Origin of the sequence: Pseudoalteromonas shioyasakiensis (assembly GCF_024518675.1) — a bacterium.
Lineage (GTDB): Bacteria > Pseudomonadota > Gammaproteobacteria > Enterobacterales > Alteromonadaceae > Pseudoalteromonas > Pseudoalteromonas shioyasakiensis_B.
The window spans coordinates 127,572-143,431 of sequence record NZ_JANIGL010000008.1; the positions used below are offsets into that span (position 1 = coordinate 127,572).

Here is a 15,860-nt window from a genome sequence, read left to right on the forward strand (position 1 = left end):
ATAAAAAAAACCCCGCATATTGCGGGGTTTTTTAATGTTTTCCGATGAAAATACACTAATCCCCGCTCACGTGCGCTAGCAGTAAGAGGTTTAGTTTTAATGTAATTAAACGTGTATTTTGCATCATCTTTACTAAATGTGTGTGTTCAGTGAGCGTTATTTTTAACACTTCAAACCAACACAAGCAAGCATAATTATTTCTTTAAACCAGAAAAAAAGCGACAACAAAAGAAAATAAAATTTAAAATTCAAATGTAAGTAAATAAATAAACCCAAAAACCAGATATACCGATCTTTTTAAACCAATGCTGCCTAAGCCATTGCTTAGATTAACTCATTAAACTTTTTCTTGGTTTTTATTCTCTCGCACATAATTATTGGCGCCGCGTGTAATATAACGCAGTTGCCAGATTACTCGTTCGACCAACTCATCGCGCTGATGACCTTCAATATCAAGGGCTTCTGCGCCGGCATTAAACACCAGTGTGACCATGGCTTCGGCTTGAATATAGGCATGCGTTGCATCGCACGGGGTTTCACTTTCAAGGTAATGGGCCAGCTCTAAAATGAAATGCTTAATTTCTCGGGCAACTGCGGCTCTAAATGCTTTTGAAGTACCGGAGCGTTCACGCAGTAGTAACCTAAATTGATTGCTCGAGTTATCAATAAATTCCATAAAGGTCACCACAGAAGTAGTAATAATACTGCCGCCACTGGCAATACGGCGTCGTGCTTGGCGCATTAATTGGCGCAGTGTTAGGCCCGCTTCGTCGACCATAGTAAGCCCAAGCTCATTCATATCTTTGAAATGGCGGTAAAACGAAGTGGGGGCAATGCCTGCTTCACGAGCAACTTCACGTAAACTGAGGTTAGAAAAACTATGATCAGCACTTAGCTGATTAAATGCCGCCTCAATTAATGCTTGTCGTGTTTTTTGTTTCTGTTGCGCGCGAACACCCGACATGAACTACTCCTGATTTAATTTAAATCAATTTATGATGACTTTTATGTGAATTCATCAGTCTAATACTTGACGGCGAGAGAATGAAATATTATTTTAGCTTACAAGTGTACGCTCAGATTTTTTAAGATGAAAAAACCACCTGTTATTTGGACCAATGTCCTGTTCTTTAGCCTGACTTTTTTAGCTGCTGCTACTTTAGTCCCTTGGTATGGCATTACCTACGGATTTACCAGCGCGCACTGGATTGCATTTGTCGGCTGTATGTTTTATGCCGGTATGTCTATAACCGCTGGCTATCACCGTTTGTGGGCTCATAAAACCTACGACACTCACCCAGCTATAGAAGCATTTTTTGCTTTAGGCGGGGCATTTGCATTACAAAACAGTGCATTGCATTGGAGTAGCGATCACCGTATTCACCATGGTCAAGTCGATGACCCAGTTAAAGACCCATACGCCGCAACCAATGGTTTTTGGTATAGCCACATAGGTTGGATGCTTCGTGATTATCAGGGGGACAGTTATGGTGATTACAGCAACTGCCGTGACTTACAGCGCAATAAAGTGGTGATGTGGCAACACCGACACTACATGAAGCTAGTACTTGCTACTAATATTGGTATTCCATTAGCACTTGGTTTAATGGTCGGCGATGTATTTGGTATGCTATTATTAGCAGGATTATTGCGTTTAGTGTTAAGTCAGCATTTTACTTTTTTTATCAATTCGGTGGCACACATTTGGGGCTCTCGCCCTTACACTGAAAAAAATACAGCACGAGACAATGGCTTTTTAGCCCTGTTTACTTACGGTGAGGGCTATCATAACTTCCATCATATTTTTGCCAGCGATTACCGTAATGGCATTAGATGGTTTCATTATGATCCAACAAAATGGTTAATTCGCTCGTTATCAGCACTCGGTTTAGCCAGTAAGTTAAAGCGAACACCTGTTGAACGTATTGAAAAAGCGAAAGCTGAAACACTCATGAACAAAACGCAAGTTCGCTTAGCTAAATTGCCATTAGCGCAAGATAAGCTTACATTATTGCAGCAAGAATATGATTTACTGCTGAAAAAGCTACAACATTTTTGTGCCCTAAAAAAACAGGTACTTGAAGTTAAAAAGAATAACATGCTGCAACAATGCGAAAAATCAGCTTTAATTACACAATACCATGAGCTAGAAGCCGCTTGGGAAACACAAAAGCAAGCATGGCTAGCACTGAATGCGAGGTTATTAAAAGCCTCTTTTAGTTAATGTAGGAGTGGCTGTGGCCAAACAACAAGTAAAGAAAGAACAACAATCGTTTCAATATGATGCGATTATTATAGGCACGGGTCCTGGCGGTGAAGGTACCGCCATGAACCTATCTAAAAGCAACAAAAAAGTAGCAGTGATAGAACGCCAAGAAGGCGTCGGTGGCGGTTGCGTACATTGGGGTACGATTCCCTCAAAAGCTTTACGTCACTCTGTTAGCCGTTATATTGAGTACAAGGCTAACCCATTGTTTAATGTGGGCGAGCGCCCTAGCCGTTTAACCTTTCCTGATATTTTGCGCCATGCAAGTTCAGTAATTTCAAAGCAGTCTAATTTACGTAGTAGCTTTTACGATAGAAACCGTATTCACCTCTTTCAAGGTGATGCCAGCTTTGTTGATAAAAACACCGTAGAAATTAGGCGTCTTGATGGCTCAACTGAGCGCTTAACGGCAAAAACCATTGTAATAGCAACAGGTTCACGCCCGTACCGCCCACCAGAAGTCGACTTTGACCATTCACGCATTTACGACAGTGACACAATTTTAGGCCTAGAACATGACCCACATCGTGTACTAATTTATGGTGCCGGTGTAATTGGCTGTGAGTATGCGTCTATTTTTAAAGGGTTAGGCGCTAAAGTTGATTTAGTTAATACTCGCGACCGTTTACTCGCCTTTATGGATGCAGAAATATCAGATGCACTCAGCTACCATTTTTGGAATAGCGGCATTGTTATTCGTCATAACGAAGAGTTTGACCGTATCGAAACACGCGATGATTGTGTAGTAATGCATTTAAAATCTGGCAAACGTGTTAAAGCTGATTGTATTTTATTTGCCAATGGCCGCACTGGTAACACTGATGGTTTAAACCTTGAAGCTGTCGGTTTAAAAGCAGATGGCCGAGGCCAGCTAAAAGTAAATGAAACCTACCAAACAGAGGTAGATAACATTTATGCCGTTGGCGACGTAATTGGTTACCCAAGCCTTGCTAGTGCCGCGTTTGATCAAGGCCGAATTGCAGCTGATGCTATTGCCTGTGGCAACTGTGATGAAAAGCTAATTATTGATATTCCTGCGGGTATTTATACCATTCCAGAAATGAGCTCAGTGGGTAAGACCGAGCAAGAGCTAACAGCCGCAAAAATTCCGTACGAAGTAGGTCGTGCGCAGTTTAAGCATTTAGCACGCGCGCAAATTGCAGGAACTGAAGTAGGCAGCTTAAAAATATTGTTTCACACAGAAACTAAAGAAGTGCTTGGCGTACATTGCTTTGGTGAGCGTGCCTCTGAAATTGTTCACATTGGCCAAGCAATCATGGAACAAAAGCACGGCGGCAATAATATTGACTACTTTGTAAACACCACGTTTAACTACCCAACAATGGCTGAAGCATACCGAGTTGCTGCGTTAAATGGATTAAATCGCTTATTTAAATAACCCACATTTAAATAACGTTTTAAGAAAACAAAAAGCCCGCTTAACTTAAGCGGGCTTTTTTGATTATAAACGCTAACAGCTTTTATTTATGATATTGCGCACTTAACTCATGTACCGCGTTAATGAATACACCTGCGTTTTCAGGGTCTACATCTGGCGTAATACCATGGCCTAAGTTAAATACATGGCCATTACCGGTGCCAAAGTCTTCTAAAATCGTGCCGACTTCTTGGCGAATACGATCATGGGTACCATGCAGCATTGACGGGTCCATATTCCCTTGCAAAGCCACTTTATCACCAACACGACGTTTAGCATCAGCAATGTTGATAGTCCAATCAAGGCCTACGGCATCACAGCCTGTTGCCGCGATTGCTTCTATCCATTGGCCACCGTTTTTAGTAAATAGCGTTACAGGCACTTTACGGCCGTCGTATTCGCGAATCAAACCATCAACAATCTTATGCATATATTGCAATGAAAACTCGTTGTAATCACGCGGGCTTAATACCCCACCCCATGAATCGAAAACCATAAGTGATTGAGCACCGGCTTTTACTTGCGCATTTAAATAATCGATCACTGAGTCGGCTAGCTTATCAAGTAATAAGTGTAGAGTTTGCGGCTCTGCAAACGCCATCTTTTTGATTTTACCAAATACCTTGCTGCTTCCACCTTCAACCATATAAGTGGCTAAAGTCCATGGTGAGCCAGAAAAACCAATAAGTGGCACTTCACCTTTTAACTCACGACGAATAGTGCTTACGGCATTCATTACATAACCAAGTTCATCCGTTGGGTCGAGCTTAGGGATTTTTTTAACATCGGCTAACGAAGAAATTGGGCGTTCAAATTTAGGGCCTTCACCAGTTTCGAAGTATAAACCTAAACCCATTGCATCAGGAATCGTTAAGATATCGCTAAATAAAATAGCGGCATCTAATGGATAACGTCGTAATGGCTGTAAAGTCACTTCACAGGCTAGCTCAGCATTTCTACACAGGCTCATAAAATCGCCCGCTTGTGCACGTGTAGCACGGTATTCAGGTAAATAACGGCCAGCTTGGCGCATCATCCATACCGGAGTCACATCAACAGGTTGTTTTTGTAGTGCACGTAAATAACGGTCGTTTTTTAATTCGCTCATAGCGTAAAGGATCCTAAAGCTGATATATATTGCGCAGATTGTATCACCATATCGCACCGTGCTCTATTGCAATATCTTTGTGGTTAGATGTAGATCAAGGGTTTTATTTTACGTTTAAAAATTAAGCAACAAAAAATAACATTTAAAATTTTTTATTAATAAGTTTGCAACATAACAAAAAGCTTGGTATAACTTGTCCTGCGTTAACAATAAGAACAATAAAAATTATATAACAACAATAATAAAAATCTTCCCATAACAAAAAGAAAGCTTGTTTTAGCAAGTCATGGAAAAAGAAATTAAACCACCATTTATGGTGGTTTTTTCTTGCCCAAAATAATTATTAGGGTGTATAAAAAACTGCTTATATATCATCCAGTTCAAACTTTGTTACTAAATTTAGAAAAAAATGTGTTGATCTTTGCTGCATATTTCATTGTTATATAAAGAAAACCAACCCAGCTTAGGAGAATAATCATGCTGACGCGTTTGGAAAAAGCTCAACAAAAATGGGGCGGTAGCCACACAATTATCGACAAATGGCTAACAGAGCGCCAAGAGCTATTAGTGCTTTATTGCAAAATTGCAGGTTTTTCACCGTATGACAAAAAAGATCATGCTCTGCCTGATCAATTGCAAATTCAAACCTTCTGCCAAATTCTCATGGATTATTTATCTGCTGGGCATTTTGAGGTTTATGATGATATTGCTAAAGCTTGCGAGAAAAAAGGGCAAAAAAGCCAACAGCTGGCGAATGACTTATACCCACGCATTTCTGAAACAACAGATATCGCGTTAGACTTTAATGACAAATATGCCGAAGTTGCAAAAGATGATTTATTAAATGACTTTGATAACGACTTATCAAAGTTAGGGGAAACACTAGAGCTACGCTTTGAACTTGAAGATGAGTTAATCGACAATTTATATTCAAACCACACAGATTAAGCTTTTTAAATTGCATTAAAAAAGGGGCCATTTGGCCCCTTTTTGCTAACTTGAGTATATTACTCAGCAGCGGCAGCTTGCTCTTCGTCTTGGATTTCAAGTAGTTCTACTTCAAAAACAAGTGTTGAGTTAGCTGGAATTTTACCTAAGTCACGGTCGCCGTAAGCAAGATCAGCAGGGATTGTAAACTTGTATTTAGAGCCAACAGGCATAAGCTGTAAACCTTCAGTCCAACCTGCGATAACGCGGTTAAGCGGGAAAGTAGTCGGTTCGTTACGAGAATAAGAGCTATCAAACTCTGTGCCGTCTAATAACGTTCCTTTGTAGTGTACTTTAACTACGTCAGTTGCAACTGGCTTTTCACCATCACCTTGAGTGATCACTTCGTATTGCAGACCAGATTCAGTTACTGTAACGCCTTCTTTTGCAGCATTATCAGCTAGGTATTTCTCACCTGCAACCTTGCTTTTTTCAGCTTCAACTTTCGCCTGAGCTTCTTGCTTAGTACGTACAGATGTATCAAGTGCCGTTAACACTTCACGGATTTTTTCTTCATCTAGTTTAGACTCACCAGCTAGTGCATCCTCAAAACCACGCATAAGTAATGCTTGATCAAGCTCAACACCTAGCTCTTTTTTATCAGCTAAGTCTTTATTTAAGAAGTTACCAACTGATGCACCGATACCGTATGCTTGCTGTTGTGCTTCAGTTTCTAGCTTAACTGGAGCTGCTTGTTCTTGTTTTGCTTCTTGATTACAAGCAGTAAGCGTTAAAACTGACGCTGCAATCAATGACAATTTAATCGTCTTTTTCATTTTAAATCTCCGACACACTTTGCAGATGTCATTTATTGTATTATTACTAGTTAAAGATTAACGGCCTACATGGTAGGCTGCTTATCTAATCACTGAGTACGGCGGATGCCAATTTCAATCATTAGATAAACGACCTCGACCTTTATCGCGTCCTAGTCTAACCTCTCAGTCAACAAGAGTTAAGGGGAAATACCTGTAATATGTCGATATTTCGTACTTTTTTGTATCTTCTGTGCTGCACTTTATTAATTGCTTGCTCAGAACAAAAAGAACAAGCGACTGCCAGCTACGAGCACGCAGCCAGAGGTGCATTTGCTTCGGCTTTGTCTCACGATGGCCGGTATAGCCTGATCTCATCTATACACCATGGGGTCGCCCTATGGGATAATCAACAGCAAGTTTTAAAATACCAATGGTTTCAGCAACAAGACCAAGATAGCCTAGTACATACAGTGGCCATATCATTTGATAGTAGCCATGCGGTGACCGCTGAAAAAACCACCTTTGCCGTATGGGATGTCAACACCGGTGACAATGTAGGCTATTACAAAATAAAAACCGCCAGTATTCGCGATATCGCCATTAGCAACCAAGGCCGCAGTGTTTTATATGGCCGTAGCGACAATGTTGTCGTTTACCTCAACTTAGAGACCGGCCGACGCATTGAGTTCCTTGGTCACCAAGAAAAAATTAACGTGGTAGACCTCTCCCCCAATGGCCGCTTCGCTCTAAGTGGTTCAAATGACTATGTTGCTTACTTTTGGGATACCCAAACCGGTCAAGTAATTCACCGCTTTAACCACCCTAATCGTGTTACTCAAGTAGCCCTTGATCCACAAGGTCGCTATGCCTTTACCGCAGACAGTATGGCACAAGCACATGTATGGCAGCTGACAACAGGTGATCTTGTTAGCAAACTAAAGTATATTGCCCGTCAGAAAATTTTTACCGCTGTTCGCTTTAATGAGCAAGCCACTTTACTACTGACTGGTTCGCCTAATCGCTTAGTTGATTTATGGCAAATAGCCGACGGTGAAAATATTCAAAGCTGGCGTGTCACCCCGCGCGAAGGCAGTAAGCCTAAGTCGGCGGTGGTGCTCGATGTCGCGTTTACTGATAACGATACTGCGTTGTTAACCGAAAGCTCCAGCGGAATCGCTGAGCGCTTTACTATACGAGAAGCTAATGAACACAATTGAACATCGCTTAATGGAGCTTGAGGCAAAAGTTGCCTTTCAAGATGAAACGATTGATATTTTAAATGACGAGATTAAAGCTCACCAGCAGCTGTTAGCGAAAATGAAACGCCAAACAGAGCTACTGGCTGAAAAAATTAAAGAGTCGCAACAGCCTTCTTTAATGTCGCAAATGCAAGAGCCACCGCCACCACATTATTAAAAGGTGGTTAGTCACCCGGCTTAAACACGCCAATCACTTGTTCAAATTGGCGTGTTGATGCTTGCACTGCTTGCTCTGGTTGAGTCATTTTATGGCCGCATTGCACACATTCAACTTTTTCCACATCATGCTCTTTATACAGCATCATCATGTCCATGGTTTTGCATTCAGGGCACGTTGCACCTGCAATAAATCGTTTTCTCTGTTTCACACTACTTCCCCACAGTTTTAACTGCTGCCATTTTATCCTAATATCTACTGCGGTGATACGATTGATAACCATAAGTCGATCCGTGCTATGATGTAGGCAATTCAATCAGGGCACAATAAAGTAACGTATTCATGATCCAAATTTCAGAAATAGAACTACTGCGTGGCGGTAAAGCACTGTTAAAAGATGCTTCAGCAACCTTATTCCCGGAACATAAAGTCGGATTAGTTGGAGCCAATGGCTGCGGTAAATCAACCTTATTTAGCTTACTAAAATCAGAGCTTTCGTTAGATGCAGGTAACTATACTATTCCGAAGGACTGGTCTATTTCATCGGTGAAACAAGAAACCCCAGCACTTGAAATAAGCGCTATTGATTACGTACTACAAGGCCACCCTGAATACTACGCACTACGGATTGCCCTGCGTGAAGCCGAGCAAAATAACGATGGTGACACCCAAGCTAAAGTACACATTCAGCTTGAGAATATTAAAGGTTACAGTATTGAAGCCAAAGCCGGTGAGTTACTACACGGCTTAGGTTTTGCCAATAACCAAATTGAAAACCCGGTCAGTGCATTTTCCGGTGGTTGGCGTATGCGTTTAAACCTAGCCCAAGCACTTATTCGCGATGCCGATTTACTACTGCTGGATGAACCAACCAACCACTTAGACTTAGATGCAGTTTATTGGCTAGAGCGCTTTTTGCGTGCTTATACAGGTACGCTGGTATTAATTTCTCATGACCGTGAATTTTTAGATGCGGTGGTTGATCAAATTTGGCATATCGACCAGCAAAAGATTAACGTATACAAAGGTCATTACTCGCAATTTGAGCGCCAAAAAGCAGAGCGCTTATTGCAACAACAAGCCATGTTTGAAAAACAACAAGAGCAAATTGCCCACCTTGAACAATTTATAACCCGCTTTAAAGCTAAAGCCAGTAAAGCTAAACAAGCACAAAGCCGCGTTAAAGCCCTTGAACGCATGGAAAAACTCGCCCCCGCACATGCCGACTCACCGTTTGATTTTGAATTTGCCGAACCGCTTGCGTTACCGAACCCACTTATGACACTTGATAAAGCCAAAGCTGGTTATGGTGATGTGACTATTTTAGATAGCATAAAACTTAACTTAGTACCCGGTAGTCGCATTGCTTTACTCGGGCGTAACGGCGCGGGTAAATCAACACTAATCAAACTACTCGCCGGTGAGCTACAACCACAAGCCGGCGAAGTATTTCAACATCAGGGTTTAAACATAGGCTATTTTGCGCAGCATCAATTGGAGTCATTAGATTTAAAAGCCAGCGCAGTTACCCATATACAGCGTTTAAACCCAAAGGCCAGCGAGCAATCACTGCGTGACTTTTTAGGCGGTTTTGCCTTTATTGGTGACAAAGCCCTTGAGCCAGTTGCACCATTCTCTGGGGGGGAAAAAGCCCGCCTTGTTCTAGCTATGTTGGTTTATCAAAAACCTAACTTATTACTGCTGGATGAGCCAACCAACCACCTTGATTTAGAAATGCGTCATGCTTTGGTTATGGCGTTGCAAGGTTTTGAAGGCGCCATGGTGACCGTATCCCACGATCGCCACATGCTAAAAAATACCGCTGATGAATATTACCTAGTTGATAACGGCGAAGTCACTCAGTTTGGCTATGATTTAGACGAGTACTACCAATGGTTACTCAATGCCAATAAAGAAGCTGCCAAGGTGGGGCAAACTGATGACGAACCAAAAGCAAACTCGCAAATTAACCGTAAAGAGCAAAAACGCTTAGAGGCAGAGTTTAGAAAATCAATCCAACCACTTAAAAAGCAGATTGAAAAGCTTGAAAAGCAACTTGATAAACACTCAACAGAGCTAAGCGAAGTCGAAGTTGCACTTGGTGATAACGAGCTTTATAACGATGACAACAAAGCTAAACTCAAAGAATTAATTAGCAAACAAGCAACGTTAACTCCTAAAGTAAACGATATCGAAGAAGAGCTACTTATGGCCCTTGAAGAAATGGAAGAAAAAGAACAAGCGTTTGCCGATGAACTTGCTTAACAGCGATGACTATTGGCAATTTGCATGTGACCTTTACAGCAAAGGTGACATGCAAACGCGCCTGTTGGCTTATCAAAACCAGCAAGGTAAAAACGTAAACCTGTGCTTACTGCTTTATTACCTAGATTCTCTCAATCTAGCCGTTAGCCAAGCCCAGCTAAACAAGCTTGAACAATCCATTAGTGAATTTGAGCAGCAGGTATTAAAACCCCTACGTGCCACACGCGCCTATTTAAAAGCCAATCAAACCGAGATTGCAGATTACCCCGCAATTCGTAAAGAACTGCTCAGCGCCGAGCTTAAGCTTGAAAAACAACAACAACAGTTGTTGATAACCACAATTAATAGCTTTGCCCTAACACCTTGCAGCACGCCAAATAACACAAGGCTCTATTTGTAAAGCTCTCACCTAGGTCGTGCTTTAGTGCGTTAATTTTTATAACGAGATAATTCATGGCTAAAGCCATTTCCCACGACTAGTCATACCTTATAGGAAAAGCCAGCTTTAGCTTGTCACTTTCTTCTCACAAACTCGCTAACTAACTTGATCCAAATCAACTTCTTTACGGCTCATTTAACAATCAGGAAAATACCTTGATCTGGATCATATCAAGCCATGCCAAGCCAGCCTATGATTAACCCATAGACATTAGGAGGCACATCATGGATATATTCTTCAGAGACTTTTTTAGCGACCCAGTACTATTTATGTCATTTGGTATTCTAGGTGTAGTTATCGCACTGTGCCTATTCTATGTTTACTATTTCATCAAAAAAATAAATGACGCAGAAGTTCCCCATTAAGAATTAAGCACGACGCGCAAAGCCCCTATCAACAAGTTTGATTAGGGGCTTTTTATTACAAAAAATTTGTTACACTAATAATTCAATTAGCTGAACAGTATTAAACAATGCTTCCACATTTTAAGCCTGCATGGTGGATGAGCAACCGCCATGTGCAAACTATTATGCCGCGTTTTTTTCGCCCTTTTCATAATACTCGCTATCAACTAGAGCAGCTTGATACGCCCGACGGCGACTTTTTAGAGCTTGCTTGGTCGTTACCAAAAAACGACTCTGCGCCGCTTGCTATTGTATTGCACGGTCTTGAGGGCAATATAAACAGCTTTTATGCCAAAGGCATGATGAAAGCATTAAAGCAGCAAGGCTATAGCGTTGTCTTAATGCATTTTCGTAACTGTTCGACTGAGGCAAATAGACTCCCCCGGGCTTATCACAGTGGTGAAACTGGCGACCTTGATTTTTTTATCAAACAACTAAAGCAACAATTTCCAAATCGCCCTATGGTTGCGGTTGGTTTTTCATTAGGGGGCAATGTACTGGCTAAGTACGTTGGTGAGCAAGGTAAGCATTGTGTGCTTGATGGCGCTGCGGTTGTCTCTGCACCTTATGATTTATCGCCATCGTGCCAAGTAATACGTAAGAGCTTGGGGAAAATTTACCAAAAGTATTTGCTCGATCGGATGAAAAAATCAATGCGCCGTAAATTACCGCACATTAAGCAACAAATCGATTTAACGCTAGAGCAGTTAATGAAAATTGATGATTTATGGCAATTTGACGATAAGCTTACAGCCCCTCTCCATGGCTTTGACGGGGCAGAAGATTACTATCAACAAGCCAGCGCTAAACCTTATTTAAAGCATATAAGCACACCCACTCTAATTGTGCACGCCGAAGATGACCCTATGTTATCTATTAAGGCAGTTCCGAGTAGGCAAGATGTTAGCGAGCATGTTACGCTGCGCATCTCAGAAAAGGGCGGCCACGTTGGCTTTATATCGGGCAGTAATCCATTTAAGCCAGTTTATTGGTTAGAACGAGTCGTGCCAGAGTATTTTAATCAGCTAGTAAATAAAGAGCAGTTATGATCATTCCACACCAGCAACTCGATAAAGATACACTCTATAACTTAATTGAAAGTTACGTTTTACGTGAAGGCACCGATTACGGTGAGCAAGAGTTCAGTATTGAAAGTAAAGTGGCGCAGGTTAACCAGCAATTAAAAAATGGCGATGCGATGGTATTTTTCTCTGAGCTGCACGAATCGGTCACCATTATTTCGAAAAACGAATTCAAAGCCATGCAAAGTGAAGAGCAATTTAACGAGTAAACTTGTCAGCTTCATGATAAAACTTCACAATGGTTCTTTTACCTCAAGAGCCATTAAAAATGATAAAACTAAGCTCAGTTGTTATTGCTGTATCACTCGCCCTTGCCAGCCAAGCACAGGCAGAAACAGTAACGCCTTCAAATAAAGCAATTAAACTCACCCAAGATACCATTTTAATCGACACACACATTGATGTGCCATACCGTATTCACGCTAAGTGGGCTGATGTAACAAAAGCGACGAAAGGCGGTGATTTTGACTACCCTCGCGCAGTTAAAGGCGGCTTAAACGCGCCATTTATGTCAATTTATATTCCTGCCCATTTAGAATTTGAAGGCAAAGGTAAAAGCTTTCAGCTAGCGAACCAATTAATCGATAGCATGGAAGCAATTGTTCAGCGCGCTCCAGATAAATTTGCTATTGCTGACTCAACACAAGATATCGAGCAACAATTTAAAGACAATAAAATGTCGATTGCGATGGGTATGGAAAACGGCTCACCTATTGAAGGTGACATGAATAACCTTAAACACTTTTTTGACCGTGGCGTGCGTTATATCACCCTTGCCCACTCACAAAGCAATCATATTTCTGACTCATCTTATGATATACGCCGTAAGTGGAAAGGCTTAAGCCCATTTGGTAAAAAGCTAGTTACTGAAATGAATAACATTGGCATGCTAGTCGATGTATCACATATTTCTGATGATGCGTTTTATCAGGTTATGGAGATCTCAAATGTGCCCGTCATCGCCTCACATTCATCACTACGTAAATACACCCCAGGCTTTGAGCGTAATATGGATGACGACATGCTGTTAGCGCTGAAAAAGAACGGTGGTGTCATTCAAATTAACTTTGGCTCTAGCTTTGTCACAGCAAGCTCGCGTAATTGGTACGATCAATTGAACGACAAAAAAGACTCGGCGAAAAAGCAAGGGACTAAATTAAGCAAAGATTTTGATGCCATGTACCGCGCTAAAAACCCATTCCCATTTGCTAGCCTTGCGCAGGTGCTTGATCATATTGATCACGTTGTTGAGTTAATTGGTATTGATTATGTCGGTATCGGCTCTGATTATGACGGTGTAGGTGACTCTTTGCCAATAGGTTTAAAAGATGTTTCAAGCTACCCTAACCTGGTGCAAGGTTTAATGGATCGAGGCTACAGCGACAAAGATATTAAAAAGATTTTAAGTGGCAATATGCTCAGAGTTTGGAAGCAAGCTGAGCAATACGCAAAATCGCATTAAGCTATATACTAGCTAGGCTCGAAAATGAGCCTAGCTTTTGTCAAAAATTCTGTAATGGCGTCTTTTCTTGACTTACCTTGCAACTCCCGCCCCACCTTTTTAATTAACTCATATATTTCGTTTAGCACACTTTTTAACAGACTTTTATAACTAAAAAAGATAAATTACCTATTTTAGAGGCGAATTATCTTATGGCTATAAACAAAGGAACTATCGCGATTACCATAGCAACGCTTGCATTGGTAATTTCATGCTACGGAGTATTTTTTCAAGACAAGCCCGGTTCACTTAACGAGCCCGAGCAGCAACCGCTAAGAGCCACAGTTTCTGATAGTACTGCTGCACAATACCCACAATCAAATGCAGCCTTAATTGACGAACTAAACAAAAAAGTGAATTCACTACAGCGCCAAATAGCTCACATAAAGCTACAGGCACCAGGCTCTTACCAAGAACAAAATACCGACGAATTTAAAGAGCTAGTATTGAATGTACTAGCTGAAAAACAGCAACAAGAAGCTGAAGAACTACGTGAACAAAACCCTCTTTATGGCTTTTACGCGGATTTACCTAAAGACTATGATTTAAGGATCAAGTCAGACCCTGACTACGCAAAACAAATAAACGCTCAATTAAGAGAGCAGATTTTAGACCCAAACATGACTGATTTAGATAGATTAGCGGCGCTGAGCCAACTGCAAATGAATATGTTTATCTTGAATAAATCGAGCATGCCTGAATATGACTATGAAGTCGTAGGCAACATTTTAAATTTAGCGAATAGCAGTAGCGACGAAAAATTTAAAATCCAAGCTATCGAGTTAACAACTCAAGCACCGATACTGGATCAGCGCCTAGCAGAGCAGTTTACAAACTTGTTAGAGCGAGACTCGAATGATTATGTTCGTCGCTTAGCCGCTCAAGGTTTGGTGGCGCAATACTATCAATCCCAAAATCAGAAAGATGACTACACGCAACAAATGGCGCAGCACCTACTTGCAGTATATAACGACACCTCCGATAGTGCGGTCAGAGCAGCGCTTGATGAAATGATTGGCAACCAAGATATACTAGATGAGTTACGCAAAAGTGCTGGTTATTAACTTATAAAGTTCATATTTCTAGCCATGACCCAGTACCGTATTATGGCTATACTCTAGTAAAACTACGCAAAACCTTGTAACCAGTTAAGTATGCTGACAGTTCAAACCAAAAGCGGGATTATCATTAATTATGAAGACACAGGCGATAAAACCGCGCCTGTTATCATTTTAATTATGGGTTTAGGTGCACAGCTGACTGTATGGCCGGATGAGTTATATTTAGGCTTAGTAGAAAAAGGCTTCAGGGTAATACGTTTTGACAACCGCGACACTGGGCTTTCAAGTCAACTTGAACAACTAGGCAATCCTAATTTATTTAAAGTATGGTTAAGTAAGCGCCTCCCTGTCGCTTCTCACATCCCTTACACTTTGGATGATATGGCGAATGACGTGCTGGAGTTAATGGCTGCGTTAAAAATCAAAAAAGCACATCTAGTAGGCGCCTCAATGGGCGGGATGATTGCACAGTTGATTGCTGCACAGCATAAAAAGAAGGTATTAAGTTTAACTTCAATTATGTCGAGCTCAAGCAAGCCTAAGCTGTCGGCATCTAGTCTTAAGTTATTCTTACAGCTGGCAAAACACCGCCCGCGTCAAGCTAGTCGTGATGGTGCTATACATTATAATATAAAGCTAAATCAATTAATTGGCAGTCCTGCTTATCCCCAAGATGAGCAAACTTTACGTAAAAAAGCCACATTAGGGATTGATAGAGCACATAACCCGCAAGGTTTTAACCGCCAACTCGCAGCCATTGCCGCCAGTGATTGTCGGCAACATTTAATGCCAAAAATAAAAGCCCCAACCCTAGTAATACACGGCAATTTAGACCCTGTCATGCCAGTAGCCGCTGGGAAACAAACCGCAGCCCAAATCAGAAAGGCAAAATTAAAGATAGTAAACGGTATGGGCCACGACTTCCCGCCAGCATTAATGGCAAAAATGACCAAGTGGATCAGCAAACACGTTAAAAAAGCAGAACAAAAGCGCGAGCAGAAAAAGAACAAGCGGTAAGCGGTAAGCGGTAAGCGGTAAGCGGTAAGCGGTAAGCGGTAAGCGGTAAGCGGTAAGCGGTAAGCGGTAAGCGGTAAGCGGTAAGCGGTAAGCGGTAAGCGGTAAGCGGTAAGCGGTA

The 15,860-nt window shown here is 41.4% G+C and carries 17 protein-coding genes; 13 read left to right on the plus strand and 4 right to left on the minus strand.

The genetic code is table 11. The features are described from left to right. Window positions 1–337 precede the first annotated feature (337 nt). Complete coding sequence (gene fabR, locus NQT69_RS18010; RefSeq protein ID WP_256829045.1) at window positions 338–964, minus strand: HTH-type transcriptional repressor FabR; 627 nt, start codon at window positions 962–964, stop codon at window positions 338–340. A gap of 126 nt (window positions 965–1,090) precedes the next feature. Here fabR and NQT69_RS18015 point away from each other — a divergent pair, with 126 nt between their 5' ends. Together NQT69_RS18015 and sthA are read left to right on the plus strand one after the other, a co-directional pair. Continuing rightward, window positions 1,091–2,224: an acyl-CoA desaturase gene (locus NQT69_RS18015; protein ID WP_256829046.1), complete on the plus strand. Its 1,134-nt coding sequence runs from the start codon at window positions 1,091–1,093 to the stop codon at window positions 2,222–2,224. A gap of 13 nt (window positions 2,225–2,237) precedes the next feature. Then, on the plus strand, window positions 2,238–3,665 hold the full coding sequence (gene sthA / locus NQT69_RS18020; RefSeq protein WP_256829047.1) for a Si-specific NAD(P)(+) transhydrogenase: 1,428 nt from the start codon (window positions 2,238–2,240) through the stop codon (window positions 3,663–3,665). Between the two features lie 82 nt (window positions 3,666–3,747). Here sthA and hemE read toward each other — a convergent pair whose 3' ends face one another. Then, entirely contained in the window at window positions 3,748–4,812 is a 1,065-nt protein-coding gene (gene hemE / locus NQT69_RS18025; protein WP_256829048.1) for a uroporphyrinogen decarboxylase, read from the minus strand. A 477-nt stretch (window positions 4,813–5,289) separates the two neighbouring features. Here hemE and rsd point away from each other — a divergent pair, with 477 nt between their 5' ends. Next, entirely contained in the window at window positions 5,290–5,760 is a 471-nt protein-coding gene (rsd, locus tag NQT69_RS18030; protein ID WP_256829049.1) for a sigma D regulator, read from the plus strand. 59 nt (window positions 5,761–5,819) lie between these two features. On the opposite strand, the gene fkpA is transcribed toward rsd, so the two are convergent. Further along, window positions 5,820–6,575, minus strand: coding sequence for an FKBP-type peptidyl-prolyl cis-trans isomerase (gene fkpA / locus NQT69_RS18035; RefSeq protein ID WP_256829050.1), 756 nt, complete (start codon window positions 6,573–6,575; stop codon window positions 5,820–5,822). Between the two features lie 200 nt (window positions 6,576–6,775). On the opposite strand from fkpA, the gene NQT69_RS18040 reads away from it, so the two are divergent. Continuing rightward, the gene (locus NQT69_RS18040; RefSeq protein WP_256829051.1) at window positions 6,776–7,774 is read left to right on the plus strand and encodes a WD40 repeat domain-containing protein; all 999 of its coding nucleotides are present in this window, start codon (window positions 6,776–6,778) and stop codon (window positions 7,772–7,774) included. Further along, window positions 7,761–7,973 (plus strand): SlyX family protein, encoded by a 213-nt coding sequence (locus NQT69_RS18045; protein ID WP_087532623.1) that lies wholly within the window; start codon window positions 7,761–7,763, stop codon window positions 7,971–7,973. The genes NQT69_RS18040 and NQT69_RS18045 overlap by 14 nt, the downstream gene beginning before the upstream one ends. A gap of 7 nt (window positions 7,974–7,980) precedes the next feature. Here NQT69_RS18045 and NQT69_RS18050 read toward each other — a convergent pair whose 3' ends face one another. Continuing rightward, window positions 7,981–8,184 carry a YheV family putative zinc ribbon protein gene (locus NQT69_RS18050; RefSeq protein WP_087532624.1) on the minus strand — a complete coding sequence of 68 codons (204 nt, stop codon included), beginning with the start codon at window positions 8,182–8,184 and terminating at the stop codon, window positions 7,981–7,983. Between the two features lie 131 nt (window positions 8,185–8,315). Between NQT69_RS18050 and NQT69_RS18055 the strand changes: the two genes are divergently transcribed. The 8 genes from NQT69_RS18055 to NQT69_RS18090 all read left to right on the plus strand — a co-directional run bounded on the left by NQT69_RS18055 (window position 8,316) and on the right by NQT69_RS18090 (window position 15,742). Further along, window positions 8,316–10,238, plus strand: coding sequence for an ATP-binding cassette domain-containing protein (locus NQT69_RS18055; RefSeq protein WP_256829052.1), 1,923 nt, complete (start codon window positions 8,316–8,318; stop codon window positions 10,236–10,238). Then, window positions 10,225–10,638, plus strand: coding sequence for a TIGR02444 family protein (locus NQT69_RS18060; protein WP_256829053.1), 414 nt, complete (start codon window positions 10,225–10,227; stop codon window positions 10,636–10,638). The genes NQT69_RS18055 and NQT69_RS18060 overlap by 14 nt, the downstream gene beginning before the upstream one ends. A 263-nt stretch (window positions 10,639–10,901) precedes the next feature. Continuing rightward, complete coding sequence (locus tag NQT69_RS18065) at window positions 10,902–11,042, plus strand: hypothetical protein (RefSeq protein WP_256829054.1); 141 nt, start codon at window positions 10,902–10,904, stop codon at window positions 11,040–11,042. A 107-nt stretch (window positions 11,043–11,149) separates the two neighbouring features. After that, entirely contained in the window at window positions 11,150–12,130 is a 981-nt protein-coding gene (locus NQT69_RS18070) for a hydrolase (RefSeq protein WP_256829055.1), read from the plus strand. Then, window positions 12,127–12,372, plus strand: coding sequence for a YheU family protein (locus NQT69_RS18075; protein WP_087532629.1), 246 nt, complete (start codon window positions 12,127–12,129; stop codon window positions 12,370–12,372). The genes NQT69_RS18070 and NQT69_RS18075 overlap by 4 nt, the downstream gene beginning before the upstream one ends. Before the next feature lie 59 nt (window positions 12,373–12,431). Then, on the plus strand, window positions 12,432–13,625 hold the full coding sequence (locus tag NQT69_RS18080) for a dipeptidase (RefSeq protein ID WP_256829056.1): 1,194 nt from the start codon (window positions 12,432–12,434) through the stop codon (window positions 13,623–13,625). 191 nt (window positions 13,626–13,816) lie between these two features. Then, on the plus strand, window positions 13,817–14,728 hold the full coding sequence (locus tag NQT69_RS18085) for a HEAT repeat domain-containing protein (RefSeq protein ID WP_256829057.1): 912 nt from the start codon (window positions 13,817–13,819) through the stop codon (window positions 14,726–14,728). 90 nt (window positions 14,729–14,818) lie between these two features. Beyond that, window positions 14,819–15,742 (plus strand): alpha/beta fold hydrolase, encoded by a 924-nt coding sequence (locus tag NQT69_RS18090; RefSeq protein WP_256829058.1) that lies wholly within the window; start codon window positions 14,819–14,821, stop codon window positions 15,740–15,742. Window positions 15,743–15,860 lie beyond the last annotated feature (118 nt).